General features: G+C 66.2%; 12 protein-coding genes. 2 read left to right on the top strand and 10 right to left on the bottom strand.

Translation table 11 applies throughout. The features are described 5' to 3' along the window. Positions 1–5 precede the first annotated feature (5 nt). The 6 genes from mltB to QRN34_RS18585 all read right to left on the bottom strand — a co-directional run bounded on the left by mltB (position 6) and on the right by QRN34_RS18585 (position 6,840). Positions 6–1,037: a lytic murein transglycosylase B gene (mltB, locus tag QRN34_RS18560; RefSeq protein ID WP_285406868.1), complete on the bottom strand. Its 1,032-nt coding sequence runs from the start codon at positions 1,035–1,037 to the stop codon at positions 6–8. Between the two features lie 62 nt (positions 1,038–1,099). After that, the gene (gene rodA / locus QRN34_RS18565; protein WP_285406885.1) at positions 1,100–2,191 is read right to left on the bottom strand and encodes a rod shape-determining protein RodA; all 1,092 of its coding nucleotides are present in this window, start codon (positions 2,189–2,191) and stop codon (positions 1,100–1,102) included. Between the two features lie 26 nt (positions 2,192–2,217). Beyond that, complete coding sequence (gene mrdA, locus QRN34_RS18570) at positions 2,218–4,251, bottom strand: penicillin-binding protein 2 (RefSeq protein WP_285406870.1); 2,034 nt, start codon at positions 4,249–4,251, stop codon at positions 2,218–2,220. Further along, on the bottom strand, positions 4,248–4,739 hold the full coding sequence (gene mreD, locus QRN34_RS18575; protein WP_036139602.1) for a rod shape-determining protein MreD: 492 nt from the start codon (positions 4,737–4,739) through the stop codon (positions 4,248–4,250). Before mreD ends, mrdA begins: the two co-directional genes overlap by 4 nt. Beyond that, a complete protein-coding gene (mreC, locus tag QRN34_RS18580) occupies positions 4,736–5,752 on the bottom strand; it encodes a rod shape-determining protein MreC (protein WP_285406872.1) in 1,017 nt (338 codons plus the stop codon). The genes mreD and mreC overlap by 4 nt, the downstream gene beginning before the upstream one ends. Positions 5,753–5,793: 41 nt before the next feature. Continuing rightward, positions 5,794–6,840 (bottom strand): rod shape-determining protein, encoded by a 1,047-nt coding sequence (locus tag QRN34_RS18585; RefSeq protein ID WP_036139600.1) that lies wholly within the window; start codon positions 6,838–6,840, stop codon positions 5,794–5,796. A gap of 281 nt (positions 6,841–7,121) precedes the next feature. Between QRN34_RS18585 and QRN34_RS18590 the strand changes: the two genes are divergently transcribed. After that, positions 7,122–8,057 (top strand): carbohydrate kinase family protein, encoded by a 936-nt coding sequence (locus tag QRN34_RS18590; RefSeq protein WP_285406876.1) that lies wholly within the window; start codon positions 7,122–7,124, stop codon positions 8,055–8,057. A gap of 284 nt (positions 8,058–8,341) precedes the next feature. On the opposite strand, the gene glpK is transcribed toward QRN34_RS18590, so the two are convergent. The 4 genes from glpK to QRN34_RS18610 form a co-directional block, all read right to left on the bottom strand. Next, positions 8,342–9,847 (bottom strand): glycerol kinase GlpK, encoded by a 1,506-nt coding sequence (gene glpK, locus QRN34_RS18595; protein ID WP_036139595.1) that lies wholly within the window; start codon positions 9,845–9,847, stop codon positions 8,342–8,344. Between the two features lie 8 nt (positions 9,848–9,855). After that, complete coding sequence (locus QRN34_RS18600) at positions 9,856–10,701, bottom strand: MIP/aquaporin family protein (RefSeq protein WP_285406887.1); 846 nt, start codon at positions 10,699–10,701, stop codon at positions 9,856–9,858. Positions 10,702–10,741: 40 nt separating this feature from the next. Further along, entirely contained in the window at positions 10,742–12,253 is a 1,512-nt protein-coding gene (glpD, locus tag QRN34_RS18605) for a glycerol-3-phosphate dehydrogenase (RefSeq protein WP_036139593.1), read from the bottom strand. 338 nt (positions 12,254–12,591) lie between these two features. Continuing rightward, entirely contained in the window at positions 12,592–13,362 is a 771-nt protein-coding gene (locus QRN34_RS18610) for a DeoR family transcriptional regulator (protein WP_285406880.1), read from the bottom strand. Between the two features lie 292 nt (positions 13,363–13,654). On the opposite strand from QRN34_RS18610, the gene QRN34_RS18615 reads away from it, so the two are divergent. Next, positions 13,655–14,218: a YolA family protein gene (locus QRN34_RS18615; protein WP_285406882.1), complete on the top strand. Its 564-nt coding sequence runs from the start codon at positions 13,655–13,657 to the stop codon at positions 14,216–14,218. Positions 14,219–14,369 lie beyond the last annotated feature (151 nt).

Genomic DNA, 14,369 nt, shown 5'->3' on the forward strand with positions numbered 1-14,369 from the left:
CTCCCTCATCGCGGCGCAGCACCACCCGCGCGCTCGCGGATCGCCTGGGCGAGCTGGTTCACGGCCATGGCATACATGGGACTGCGGTTGTACGTGGTGATGACGTAGAAGTTCTGGAAGGTCAGCCAGTATTCGTCCCCGGCCGGCCCATCCAGCCGAACCAGTTGGGCCTCACGCCCCGGATTGAGGTGCTGCACCGGAGCGAAGCCATCGGCCACGAACGATTCCACCGGCGCGACGGGACGCCAGTCCTTGGGAACCTCCGGCGCGGCCACACGGCCATCCGGCTGCATGCGCGCGGCCACCGGGCCGCCCCGCTCCCAGCCGTGCTCGACGAAATAATTGGCGATGCTGGCGAAGATGTCGCCCATCGAGCCCTTCATGTCGATCCGGCCGTCGTGGTCGTAGTCCACACCCCAGTCGCGAATGGACGAAGGCATGAACTGGCCCCAGCCCTGGGCACCCGCGTAGGAGCCGGTCAGCGTGTCGATCGGGCCACCGAGGTGGTGGGGCGGCAGCTCCAGCAAGGTCTTCAGCTGCTCGCGGAAGAACGGCGCGCGCTTGGGGTAATAGAAGGCCAGGGTGCTGAGCGCGTCGATGACTTTCCACTTGCCGGTGTTCTTGCCGTAGAACGTCTCGACGCCGACGATGGCCACGATGTATTCCGGCGGCACGCCGTACTTGCGACCGATGCCGTCCAGCAGGGCACGATGTTCCTCGTAGAACGCGGCGCCCGCGGCGATCCGCTGCTCGGTAAGGAAGATGGGGCGGTAATCGCGCCACGGCTTGCCCTCGGCGGGGCGGCTGATCGCATCGAGGATCGCCTGCTGTTTCTTCGCGTTGTCCAGCAGCGCGTTCAGCGACGCGGGGCTCTTGCCCGTGTCCTTGGCCACCTCGCGGACCAGTGCGTCCTGGCCGGGATGCGTCTCCGCATGCGCCGACGCGGCAAACAGCAGGGGGAAGGCGATCAACGCGCCGGCGAGGCGCGGAAGACGACGTACGGGGCGTGCGCAGCGCGCTGTCAGGGCTTCATCCATGCACCGAAGCGTAACACGCGGTCGTGACGCGTCCGGGGCAGGCCTGGGCCACTGTTCAGCCATCAATCGTGCAACTTGCGGTTCGCATGGATCGACATAAGCACGCCGAATCCGGTGAGCAGCGACACGGCCGAGGTGCCGCCGTAACTGACCAGCGGCATCGGCACGCCGACCACCGGCAGGATGCCCGCCACCATGCCGCCGTTCACCGCCACGTACACGAAGAAGCTCATGCCGATGGCGCCGGCGAGCAGGCGCGAATAGGTGTCGCGCGCGTTCATCGCGATCCACAGGCAGCGGCCGATGATGAACGCGTACAGCAGCATGATGCCGATGACGCCGATCAGCCCGAACTCCTCGGAAAACACCGCGAAGATGAAGTCGGTGGTGTGCTCGGGAAGGAATTCCAGGCGCGACTGCGTGCTGTGCTGCCAGCCCTTGCCGAACACGCCGCCGGAGCCGACGGCGATCTTCGACTGGATGATGTGCCAGCCGTTGCCCAGCGGATCGGACTCCGGATCGAGCAGCGTGCGCACGCGGTTGCGCTGGTATTCGTGCAGGAACTGCCAGGCCACGGGAATGGCCCCGCCCACCGCGCCCACGATCAGGCCGATGCGCCACCAGGCCATGCCGGAAAGGAACAGCGCGAACGCGCCCGCGCCGGCCACCAGCAGCGCGGTGCCCAGGTCGGGCTGTTCCGCGATCAGGCCGGCTGGCACCGCGATCAGCAGGCCTACCACCACGATGTCTTTCCAGCTCGGCGGCAGCTGGCGCGGGTGCAGGTACCACGCCACCATCATCGGCATGGTCAGCTTGAGCAGTTCGGACGGCTGGAAGCGCATCACGCCCAGGTCCAGCCAGCGGTAGGCGCCCCTGCCCTCGCCCAGCACGGCCACCACCACCAGCAGCGCGGTGCTGCCCATGTATAGCCACGGTGTCCACGAGCGCAGCACCGGCGGCGGAATGCGGGAGATGACCAGCAGCAGCACGCCGCCCAGCGCGAAGCGCGCCGCCTGCCCCGTCACCAGGCCGACATTGGCGTTGCCCGCGCTGTAAAGCGTGGTCAGGCCCACGCCCGCCAGCACCATCAGCGCCAGCAGCAAGGGAATATCCAGGCGCGGCCGGCTGATCAGGCGCACGCCGAAACGCTTCATGCGCAGGCTAAGGTTCTGGATGGCGCTCACTGGTCCTCACCGTTGTCGTCGGGGGGTGGTGCGCTGCTGGCGCCATCGGCGGGCTGGACGCCCTGCACGGGAGAGGCCTCGGGATGCTCGTCCGGATGGGCATCCGGCGACGCGTCGGGCGGTGCGTCGGAGATGACGATCGGGCCCGGCGGCAGATCGGACGGGCGTGGGCCGCCCTCGTCCACCACCCACTGGTCGAGGATCTTGCGCGCGATGGGGCCGGAATCCGCGGCGCCCCAGGCGCCGGCTTCCAGCACCACGGTCGTGGCGATCTTCGGATCGTCCGCCGGCGTATAGGCGATGAACAGCGCACGGTGGCGCGTGGCCAGGTAGGCGGTGTTCTTGTTTTCGTTGTAGGCGTTGGTGGTGCGCGAGAAGCGCTCGGCGGTGCCGCTCTTGCCGGCGATCAGGTACGGGAAGCCGATGCCCAGCTTCCTGCCGGTGCCGGCGCCGGAGTTGATCACCGCCTTCATGCCTTCGTTCACGGCGTCCCAATCCGCCTGCTTGCGCACCACGGACGGCCCGCTGGGCGGAAACGCCTGGCGCACGCGCGGGCTGTCCACGCCGTCCTGCGTGTCCAGCAGGAAATGCGGCGTGTAAGGAATGCCGTGGCCCGCGAACGTGGCCACCGCGTGCGCCAGCTGCAGCGGCGTCACCGCCCAGTAACCCTGGCCGATGCCGGCGATGATGGTTTCGCCGGGGTACCAGCCGGCCTTGCTGCGCGTGGCCTTCCATTCGCGCGACGGCAGGATGCCGGGCACCTCGCCGACCAGGTCGATGCCGGTCTTCTTGCCGAAGCCCAGGCTGCCCATCCACTGCGACAGGCGATCGATGCCCATGTCCAGCGCCAGCCGGTAGAAATAGGTGTTGGTGGACAACTCGATGGCGCGGATCATGTTGACCGTGCCGTCGCCGCCGCGCTTGTCGTCGCGGTAGCAGCGCGACTGCCCCGGGATACAGAACTCGCCCGTGGACAGCACCGTGTCCGACGGCCGGCGGATGCCCATGGTCAGTCCACCCAGCGCCAGGAACGGCTTCACCGTGGAGCCGGGCGGATACACGCCGCGCAGCGCGCGGTTGTACAGCGGCTTGTCGGGCGAGGTGGTCAGCGCCTTGTAGTCGGCCGAGCTGATGCCGTTGACGAACAGGTTGGGGTCGAAGCTGGGCACGCTGGCGAAGGCCAGCACCTGCCCGTTGCGCGGATCGATGGCGATGGCCGCACCGGAGCGTCCGTTCAGGCCGTCCTCCGCGGCCTTCTGCAGGCGCACGTCGATGCTCAGGTAGATGTTCTTGCCCGGCGTCGGCGGCGTGGTGTCCAGCACCGCCTGCGTGCGCCCGTCGGCGTTCACCTCGACCAGCTCGTAGCCGGGCGCGCCATGCAGCAGTTTTTCGTAGGAACGCTCGATGCCGATGCGGCCGATATGCGTGGTGCCCTTGTAGCTGGCCTCCTCGTCCTCGTCCATGCGGGCCAGGTCGTCCACGTCGATGCGGCTGACATAGCCGATGACATGGGCCAGCGACGCGCCCAGCGGGTAACGCCGGGTAAGGTAGGGCACCACGTCCACGCCGGGGAAGCGCCAGCGGTTGACGTCGAAGCGGCCGATCTCGTCCTCGGTCAGCTTGAGCTTCAGCGGCACGCCCTCGAAGCGCCGGCTGCCCTTCACCTGCTTGCGGAAGGTGGCGATGTCCTCGTCGCTCAGCGGCACGATGGCACCGAGGTTGGCCAGCATGGTGTCCATGTCGGCCACCTGTTCCGGCGTCACTTCCAGGCGAAAGGCCGGCACGTTATCGGCCAGCAGCACGCCATTGCGGTCGAAGATCAGCCCGCGGGCGGGTGGGATCGCGCGCGGCTTTACCCGGTTCTGCTCCGAGCGCGCGGCGAACTCGTCGTGGTGGTTCACCTGCAGGTTGACGTACTGGCAGCACACGGCGACCAGCCCGGCCAGGATCAGTGCGAACCCGGCCAGGGCACGGCGCCGGAACAGCGCCACCTCGCCCCGCACTTCCTTGATAGAGGCGCGCCGCTTCATGTCTCGTGGATGCGCAGCCGGGCGCGGAGGTCGTCCAAGATCAGGAACACGAACGGCCACAGCGCTGCGCCCACCAGCGGCGAGATCCAGTATTCCGCCGGCGGCGCCGGGTCGCCACCGAGTACGCGGATCAGCAGCAGCAACACGCGGTCGTTGAGCAACAGGCCCAGCACGGCCAGCGACTGCTGCCACATGGGGAAGAAGCGCAGGCGCGAGCGGAAGCGCAGCGCGATGAACACCATGGCGGTCAGGCGCAGGGCCTGCTCGCCCAGCAGCACGCCGTCGAACAGGTCGGCGCCCACGCCCAGGCAGAACGCCATGCCCAGCGTCACGCGGTCACCCGACTGCAGGCACCAGTACAGCAGCACCAGCGCCGGCCAGTAGGGCTTGAACGGCGTCAGCGGCCCGGGCAGCGGGATCAGCATCAGGAACAGCGACAGTAGCAGCGTGGCGGCGAACCACAGCTGGCGAACCCGGATGCGGTTCATGGCGTGCTCCCCGTGGACGCGGCGCGCGCGGGAACGCGGCTGGCGGTCGGCGAGGTGACCGACGGCAGCGTCGGCGCCGCGGCGGCGGGCGTCGTGGGCGCGGCATTGGGATCGGGCGCCAGGCTGTTCGACGGACCGACGTTCGGAGCGAGCGGCGGCGGCCCGGCCGGCTCGGCCAGGTCGTGCAGCAGCAGCACATCCTCGCTGCGATCCAGGTCGGCGGCCGGCTTGGCCTGCGCCGAGAGGAACGTGCCGGACGGCGTCTGCGCCACGTCGCGGATCTCGCCCACCGGGAAACCGGGCGGGAAACGACCGCCCAGGCCGGAGGTGACCAGCTTGTCGCCGGCCTGCACGTCCGCCGAGACGGGGATGGTGGGCAGGGTCAGCATGTCGCCCGCGCGCGAGCCGTAGGCCACGGTACGCAGCCCGGTGCGCTCGATGGTGACGGGAATGGCGTGGTTGGGATCGGTGATCAGCATGGCCACCGAGGTGGTGGGCATCACGTCGACGATCTGGCCCATCACCCCGCGGGCGTCGATCACCACCTGGCCTTGCCGCACCTTGTCGCGCGCGCCCAGGTTGAGCACGATCCGGTGCCGGAACGGCCCCAGGTCCACGCCGACCAGGCGGGCCAGCTGCACGTTGAGCGACAGGCTGTGCTGGGTGTCCAGCAGTTCCTTCAGGCGCTGGTTCTGCTCGGCCACCGAGGCCATGCGGTTGAGCTTGGCGTTGGCCAGCAGCAGGTCTTCACGCAGCCGCTGGTTCTGCTCGGTCAGGCGCTGGCGGTCGGCGAACGCCACCGTGGCCGCCTGGAAACCCTGCGACGGCAGGCCGGCGATCCGGTAGATGGGCTCGATGACGATGGACAGGCCATAGCGCACGTTGCCCAGCCACCCGCCCCGATGGTCCAGGACCATCAGCACGCAGGCCAGCGCCAGGTAGACGATCAGGCGCAGCGTTCCCGCCACGCCCGGTGCGAACAGCGGCGACGATTCGTCGCGATTGAGGGCCATGGTTCAGCGCGCTCCGGCCAAAGCGCCGCGCGCGGCCGCCATCATTCGAACGCGAAGAAGTCGCTGCCGTGCTGGTCGATCATCTCCAGGGCCTTGCCGCCGCCGCGCGCCACGCAGGTGAGCGGGTCGTCGGCGACCTGCACGTGCAGGCCGGTTTCCTCGGAGATCAGGCGATCCAGATCGCGCAGCAGCGCGCCGCCGCCGGTGAGCACGATGCCGCGCTCGGCCACGTCGGAACAGAGCTCCGGCGGGGTCTGTTCCAGCGCCGCCTTGACCGCCGCCACGATGCCGGACAGCGGCTCGTGCAGGGCTTCCAGCACCTCGTTGGAGTTGATGGTGAACATGCGCGGCACGCCCTCGGCGAGGTTGCGGCCGGAGATTTCCATCTCCCGCACTTCGCTCTGGGGGAACGCGCAGCCCACTTCGAGCTTGATCCGCTCGGCGGTGGACTCACCGATCAGCGTGCCGTGGTTGCGGCGCACGTAGTTGATGATGGCTTCGTCGAAGCGATCGCCGCCCACGCGCACGGACTGCGAGTAGACGATGCCGTTGAGCGAGATGACCGCGACCTCGGAGGTGCCGCCACCGATGTCCAGCACCATCGAGCCACGGGCTTCGTGCACCGGGATACCGGCACCGATCGCGGCGGCCATCGGCTCCTCGATCAGGAAGACGTCACGGGCGCCGGCGCCTTCGGCCGATTCCTTGATGGCACGACGCTCCACCTGGGTGGAGCCGCAGGGCACGCACACCAGCACGCGCGGGCTGGGCCGCAGCATGCGCGAGCGGTGCACCTGCTTGATGAAGTGCTGCAGCATCGCTTCGGTCATGGTGAAGTCGGCGATGACGCCGTCCTTCATCGGGCGGACCGTGGCGATGTTGCCGGGGGTGCGGCCGAGCATGCGCTTGGCGTCGCCACCCACGGCGGCGACGGTACGGGGACCACCGGGGCCACGATCCTGGCGGATGGCCACGACGGACGGCTCATTCAGGACGATGCCCTGTCCACGAACGTAGATGAGCGTATTCGCCGTGCCGAGATCGATGGAGATGTCGTTCGAAAAGAGTCCGCGGAACTTCTTAAACATGTGCGGCGGGCGCCCGTTGCGGCAAAAAGTAAGCATGGAAGTCTAGATTGGCGCCCTCCCCCACGCAAGGGCGAAGCGGAGGCGAAGAAGTTAAGAAAGTCTTGTAAGTCCGAAGGATGCGAGCGGAAGCTGCGGCATTCCCGTAATTCTGTACGTGTTGGCCTGTCGCCTAAGGCGACGAATTTGGGTACGATCCGTCGGTTTGCCGAACCCCTCGCGTTCGGCGCTCGCGGCGGCCGGTTCACGGTCGTGCCATCACATCCTTCAGGGTTGCCCAACGCATGACTGCCGTTATCTGCGGATCGCTCGCCTACGACACCATCATGGTGTTCCAGGACCAGTTCAAGAACCACATCATTCCGGATCAGGTCCACATCCTGAACGTGTCTTTCCTGGTGCCGGCCATGCGTCGCGAGTTCGGCGGCTGCGCGGGCAACATCGCCTACAACCTGAAGCTGCTGGGCGGCGAGCCGATGCCGGTGGCCACGGTCGGCCAGGACTTCGCGCCCTACCGCGCGCACCTGGAGAAATTCGGCATCCGCCTCGACGGCGTGCGCCAGTTCGACGACCAGTTCACCCCGCAGTGCTTCATCACCACGGACCTGGACAACAACCAGATCACGGCTTTCCATCCCGGTGCGATGTCCAGCGCGCACGAGAACCACGTGCGCGACATCCCGGACTACCAGTTCGGCATCGTCGCGCCGGACGGCCGCGAAGCCATGCTGCAGCACGTGGACGAGTTCGCCGCCCGCGGCGTGCCCTTCATCTTCGACCCGGGCCAGGCGATGCCGCTGTTCAACGGCGACGAGTTCCGCTCGATGATCGAGAAGTCCACGTACGTCATCGTCAACGACTACGAGTCGCAGCTGCTGCAGCAGCGCACCGGCTGGAACGCCGCGGACATCGCCTCGAAGGTCACCGCGTACATCGTCACGCAGGGCCCGCGCGGTTCGCAGATCCACGTCAACGGCGAAACGATCGAGATCCCGCCCGCCCGCGAGCACAAGGTGGTCGATCCCACCGGCTGCGGCGACGCGTACCGCGCCGGCCTCATCTTCGGCATCATGAAGGGCTACGACTGGCCCACCGTCGGCAAGATGGCCTCGCTGATGGGCGCGCTAAAGGTCGAGCACCCGGGCACGCAGAACCAGTACTTCACGTACGATCAGTTCGCCGCGGAGTTCGAAAGCCAGTTCGGTTACACGCTGGGCTGAGGCGCCAATAGGTGGCTTTTCGCGCACATCGTGCGCTCCTACATGGTCTGTGGCACGCCAGACGGTACGTGCGTTTGTAGGAGCCCACGATGTGGGCGATGGATGTGAGCGATGAACCTTGCCGCATAACCCATCGCGCACATCGTGCGCTCCTACAAGATCCATCGCACGCCAAACGCCACACGCTCCTGTAGGAGCCCACGATGTGGGCGATGCACCATTCCGCACGCCAAACGATACGTGCCTCTGTAGGAGCCCACGATGTGGGCGACAATCGCAAAGCCTCAATTCCGCGGCTTGAATCCCATTGTCGCGGTCACCGCCTGCTTCCACCCTTCATACAGATCGTCGCGCGTTTCCTTGGTCATCCCGGGCTTGAACTCGCGATCGACAGCCCAGCGCTTGGCGATGTCCGCACGATCCTTCCAGAAACCCACGGCCAAGCCGGCAAGATACGCCGCACCCTGCGCGGTGGTCTCTTGCACCTTCGGGCGCAGTACCGTCACGTCGAGGATGTCGGCCTGGAACTGCGCCATGAAATCGTTGGCGATAGCGCCACCGTCGGCGCGCAGTTCCTTCAGTTCGATGCCCGAGTCGATCTGCATCGCTTCCAGCACGTCGCGGGTCTGGTAGGCCATGGATTCCAGCGCGGCACGGATGAACTGCTCCTTGGTGGTGCCGCGTGACAGGCCGAACACCGCGCCGCGCACGTCGCTTCGCCAATAGGGCGCACCCAGGCCGACGAAGGCCGGCACGAAGTACACGCCATCGTTGTCCTTGGCGCGCTCGGCATACGACTGCGAATCCGCCGCCTTGCCCAGCATGCGCAGGCCGTCGCGCAGCCACTGGATGACCGAGCCGGCTACGAAGATGCTGCCTTCCAGCGCGTATTCCACTTTGCCGTCCACGCCCCACGCGATGGTGGTGAGCAAACCATTCTTCGAACGGACGGCTTTCTCGCCCGTGTTCATCAGCATGAAGCAGCCGGTGCCGTAGGTGTTCTTGGCCAGGCCGGGCTCGAAGCAGGCCTGGCCGAACAACGCCGCCTGCTGGTCGCCCGCGATGCCGGCGATCGGCACTTCACGACCGAAGAAATGCTTGGCCAGCGTGTTGCCGTACACCTCGCTGGACGACTTCACTTCCGGCAGCATGGCGCGCGGCACGTTGAGCATCGTCAGCAGTTCGTCGTCCCACTCGCGCTTGTAGATGTCGTACATCAGCGTGCGCGAGGCGTTGGTGTAGTCGGTGACGTGCACCTTGCCGCCGGTAAGGTTCCAGATCACCCAGGTATCGATGGTGCCGAACAGCAGCTCGCCCGCTTCGGCACGCGCCTGCGCACCCTCCACGTGGTCGAGGATCCAGCGCACCTTGGTGCCGGCGAAATAGGCGTCGATCAGCAGGCCGGTCTTCTCGCGCACCATCTCGTCATGGCCGGCGGCCTTGAGCTTCTCGCAGATGTCGGCGGTCTGCCGCGACTGCCACACGATGGCGTTGTAGATCGGCTGGCCGGTCTTCTTGTCCCACACCACCGCCGTCTCGCGCTGGTTGGTGATGCCGATGCCCTCGATGCAGCTGGCATCGATGCCGGAGCTGCTGATGACTTCGGTCATCGTCGATAACACGCTGGTCATGATCTCGCGCGGGTTGTGCTCCACCCAGCCCGGTTGCGGGAAGATCTGCGGGAACTCGCGCTGCGCCGTGCCGGCGATGTTGCCGTCGTGATCGAACAGGATGGTGCGCGAGCTGGTGGTGCCCTGGTCGATGGCGAGGATGTATTTCTGCTTGTCCATCTGGGGCCTCACTGAATGGTCGAATGGGAAGACGTGCCACGCGCGGCGGCCTGGCGGGCTTCTTCGAGCGCGCGCTGGCGGGCCGGCAGGAACGGGTGGATCAGCAGTTGGTAGGCACCGCCACCGACCACGCCGCCGATCAGCGGGCCGACGATCGGCACCCACCAGTAGTTATCCGGCGACGGCAGCGCGGACGAACCCCAACCGGCGAAGTAGGCGAACAGGCGCGGGCCGAAGTCGCGCGCCGGGTTGATCGCCCACGCTTCCAGGTAACCCATCGACGCACCGATGGTGGCCACCAGCAGGCCGATGATCAGCGCACCGTTGTTGGCACCCGGGGCGGTCTCGTTGTACTGCTCGGTGATGGCGAAGATGCCGAACAGCAGGAAGGCGGTGAGGATGATCTGGTCAGTCAGCGCATGCATGGGCGTGACGGCCAGGCCCGGATGGGTGAAGAACACGCCAGCGGCGCCGCCCGCTTCACGGGTGAGGTTGTGCGTGGCGTTGAAGTGATCGATCACCGGCCCGAACAGGGCGTAGACGATGGCCGCACCGAGGAACGCACCGATCACCTGCGCGATCCAGTAAGGCACCACCTTATTCCACGAGAAGTTGCGGAAGACGGCCAGCGCCAGGGTCACCGCCGGATTGGCGTGCGTACCCGACACCGATGCCGTGGCGTAAATCGCGATGGTGACGGCAAGGCCCCACGCGATACACACGCCCCAGTAGGCGTTGAGGTAGGGACTGGGATCGTAGAGCACATACATGCACGCTACGGAATCGCCGAAGGCGATGATGATGAACATCGCCACGGCTTCGGATATCAACTCACCAATATTTTGTCGCATGATCCGTCTCTCCATCGGTTTCATGGCTGGCAGCGCGCTAGCGCTACGGTTGGGTGGCGCGCCCCTGCGGGACCCGCTGATTGAGGTACTCGGTAAGGCGTTGCACGTCGTCCTTGCCGACATGCAGGCCGATCTTGCTGCGACGCCAGAGGATGTCCTCCGCCTCGGTAGCCCATTCGTGACGGATCAGGTAGTCCACTTCGGCCTGGTAGAGGTCCGCACCGAAATGCGTGCCCAGCGCCGCCAGGCCATTGGCTTCGCCCAACAGGTCGCGAGCTCGCGTGCCGTACAAGTGTGTCAAGCGCCAGGCAAAGCGTTCGGTCAGCCACGGCCGCGACGCACGGAGATCGTCCGTCAGCGCGTCGATGTCACGCTCGCCACCACCGGGCAGCGGACGGGCATCCGCCGTCCAGGCCGGCTTGTCGTTGCCCAGCAGCGGAGCCAGCTTGTCGACGGCTTCCTCGGCCAGCTTGCGGAACGTGGTCAGCTTGCCGCCGAAGACGTTGAGCAGCGGCGGGCCGTTCTGGTCGATGTCCAGCAGGTAGTCGCGCGTGACTTCCGACGCACTGCCCGATTCGTCCTGCAGGAGGGGCCGCACGCCGCTGTAGCTCCACACGACGTCGTCAGGGGTGAGCTGCTTCTTGAAGTAGCGGTTGGCCGCCTCGCAGAGGTACTGGATTTCCTCGGCATCGATCTTGGGCTTCGACGGGTCGGCCTTGTATTCGATATCCGTGGTGCCGACCAGCGTGAAGTCGCGCTCGTACGGAATGGCGAACACGATGCGACGATCCGGCTGCTGGAAGATGTAGGCGTAACGGTGATCGTAGATCTTCGGCACGACGATGTGGCTGCCCTTGATCAGGCGCAGCGAGTGCGAATGCTTCAGGTGGGCCACGTCGTCGAGGAAGCTGGCGGCCCAGGGCCCCGCCGCATTGACCAGGGCACGGGCCCTGACGAAGTGACGGCTGCCGTCGCGCGACTCCAGCTCGGCGATCCACCCATCGCCGTCACGGCGCGCGCTCACACAGCGCGTGTGGGTCTCGACCTTGGCGCCACGCTGCACCGCGTCCATCGCGTTGAGCACCACCAGGCGGGCATCCTGCACCCACGCATCGGAATACACGAAGCCCACCGAGAAATCGTCACGCATCGGCTCGCCGGTGACATGCTTGGCAAAACGCACGCGGCGCGAGCCCGGCAGCGTGCGCCGGCCACGGCCCAGGTGATCGTAGAGGAACAGCCCGATACGGATCATCCAGGCGGGACGCAGGTGCGGCTGGTGCGGCAACACGAAGCGCAGGGGCCAGATGATATGGGGCGCCGCGCGGAGCAGCACCTCGCGCTCGGCCAGCGCCTTGCCGACCAGAGCGAATTCGAACTGTTCGAGGTAACGCAGACCGCCGTGGATCAGCTTGGTCGACGCACTCGACGTATGGGACGCCAGATCGTCGCGTTCGCACAGCCACACCGAGAGCCCACGGCCCACGGCGTCACGGGCGATACCGACGCCATTGACGCCGCCGCCCACCACCAGAACATCGACCTGCTCGACCATTGCACCACCCCACTTGGCTGGAGGCGTTGCCCTACCGAAACGAGGACACCCTACGCTCGGGTACGTTCGTTCGCAACGGGCCAGAGGGCCTGACGGAGCGAAAACGAACAATCCATGACTCGGCAGGGCGACACCTGCGTTGAAATGAGCATATTCGAACACAAACGAACATCGCACGCTGCAGTGCAGCGTACGGATGCGTGTTCTCGACGCGGGTAGTACGCACGAGCGTTGGCAACGGCGGGCTGCAATACGGCCGCCCGCCGCTGATAGGGGGGCTAAACCGATGTTTATGTGGGCCTACGAGGCGCCTTGGCCTCGCGACGGCACGGCCCGGCTCAGTCCGCGACGTAGAGCCGTGTGCCCGCCGCTTCCAGCACAGGCAACAAGGCCTCGGGCGGCGGCCGGTCGGTAAACCATGCGTCCACACGGCTGAAGTCGCCGAGGCGCACCATGGCGTTACGGCCGATCTTGGTATGGTCGGCGCCGAGGAGCACCTGGCGGGAGTGTTCGATGATGGCCTGGGCCACCCGCACTTCGTGGAAGTCGAAATCCAGCAGCGTGCCGTCGAGCTCGATCCCCGATATACCGATGATGCCGAAGTCGACCTTGAACTGGCGGATCAGCTCGATGGTCGCCTCGCCGGTGACGCCGTGGTCCCGGCCGCGCACCACGCCGCCGGCGACGATCACCTCGAACGTGGGGTTGTCGCTCAGCAGCAGCGCGATATTGAGGTTGTTGGTGATGACACGCAGGTCGCGGTGCTCGAGCAACGCGCGGCCGACTCCCTCGTTCGTGGTGCCCAGGTTGATGAAGAGGGATGAGCCATCCGGGATCTGCCGTGCGATGGCCGCGGCGATGCGGCTCTTTTCCACCGCCTGCAACGTCTGCCGTGCCGCGTAGGCCACGTTCTCGACACTGCTGGCCGGCACACTGACACCACCGTGGTAGCGGCGGATAAGGCCGCCGTCGGACAAGAGGTTGAGGTCTCTACGGATCGTCTGCGGCGCCACGTCGAAATGGCTGGCCAGTTCGTCGACACCGACGAAGCCTTCGCGCTGCACGATCGCGACCAGTTCCTCCTGCCTGCGGTTGAGACGTGTATCCATGGCGTTTTCCTTGCTGCACGACGCGCCAACATCATGCCGACTAATCGCGCGGGTGTCATGTTGCACCGGCGATCCACGCAAACCCTTAGCGATTGAACGGACGTTTGCCCATTCAGCGCAGCACTGATGCCCGTATCCGACATTCGCACGCGACATGGCGGGCGATCCTTATCGCGCAGTGCATGGGCAGTTGCCGTGCACCGTGTAGCGCAACGACAAGCGCGCTATGTCCGCACGCTGCCCACCGATCAGGCGCGCAGCGTATGTTTCGCTTTATGGAAAGGAACCACGTTTGAACTCCGTACGTTTTGCACTTTGTACCCTCGCGTTCGCCGCCACCGCAGCCACGCGTATTCAGGCTCAGGAAGGCGCCTCAGCCACGTCGCGCGTGATGACCGCACTGCCTTCGCTCGCCGCGGAGGGCCGTGTCCTGCCCACGCCGATGGATTTCGCCGTGGTACCGGTGCCTCGCGCACCCGCGCCTGCCCTGTCCAGCATCCGTGTCTACGCGGTCGGTTCGACGGCTTGCGGTTGGGAATACACCAACGGCAACAGCAGCACGACCTGTAATCACGCCGGTGGCGAGCTACGTGTGGCGATCATCGAGATCGGCTACGGCGCCAACCCGATCGCGTCGATGAATGGCGGTCAGCTGCCACGCTCAGCCCGCTACGCAAGCACCGGTATCTGCATCACGGGCACGCAGTACACCTGGCCATGCACGCCGGGCCAGACCGTCGTTGGTTGGCTCGACGAGTACAACGTGGACGGTCATGAGTCGGGGTACTTCCAGTACCAGAACACGTCGACCAACGCGCCGTACAACACGCTGTATACGCAGATCAACATCCTTTGATCACATAAAACAAAGGCCTCCCCGGGTGGGGAGGCCTTCTGGTCGGTTGGCTGGAGCACGTTCGCGATGACGTACTGCAGTCTTGCGCTTTGCGCGGACAAAAAGAAAACCCGGTCTCAAATGAGACCGGGTTTCCGGGATAAAGCCCCTG

Source organism: Luteibacter sp. ME-Dv--P-043b, from assembly GCF_030209605.1.
Lineage (GTDB): Bacteria > Pseudomonadota > Gammaproteobacteria > Xanthomonadales > Rhodanobacteraceae > Luteibacter.

Coding starts and splice junctions, on each gene's coding strand:
- mltB (WP_285406868.1), bottom strand. CDS start 1,037: ATGGATGAAGCCCTGACAGCGCGCTGCGCACGCCCCGTACGTCGTCTT.
- rodA (WP_285406885.1), bottom strand. CDS start 2,191: ATGAAGCGTTTCGGCGTGCGCCTGATCAGCCGGCCGCGCCTGGATATT.
- mrdA (WP_285406870.1), bottom strand. CDS start 4,251: ATGAAGCGGCGCGCCTCTATCAAGGAAGTGCGGGGCGAGGTGGCGCTG.
- mreD (WP_036139602.1), bottom strand. CDS start 4,739: ATGAACCGCATCCGGGTTCGCCAGCTGTGGTTCGCCGCCACGCTGCTA.
- mreC (WP_285406872.1), bottom strand. CDS start 5,752: ATGGCCCTCAATCGCGACGAATCGTCGCCGCTGTTCGCACCGGGCGTG.
- QRN34_RS18585 (WP_036139600.1), bottom strand. CDS start 6,840: ATGTTTAAGAAGTTCCGCGGACTCTTTTCGAACGACATCTCCATCGAT.
- QRN34_RS18590 (WP_285406876.1), top strand. CDS start 7,122: ATGACTGCCGTTATCTGCGGATCGCTCGCCTACGACACCATCATGGTG.
- glpK (WP_036139595.1), bottom strand. CDS start 9,847: ATGGACAAGCAGAAATACATCCTCGCCATCGACCAGGGCACCACCAGC.
- glpD (WP_036139593.1), bottom strand. CDS start 12,253: ATGGTCGAGCAGGTCGATGTTCTGGTGGTGGGCGGCGGCGTCAATGGC.
- QRN34_RS18610 (WP_285406880.1), bottom strand. CDS start 13,362: ATGGATACACGTCTCAACCGCAGGCAGGAGGAACTGGTCGCGATCGTG.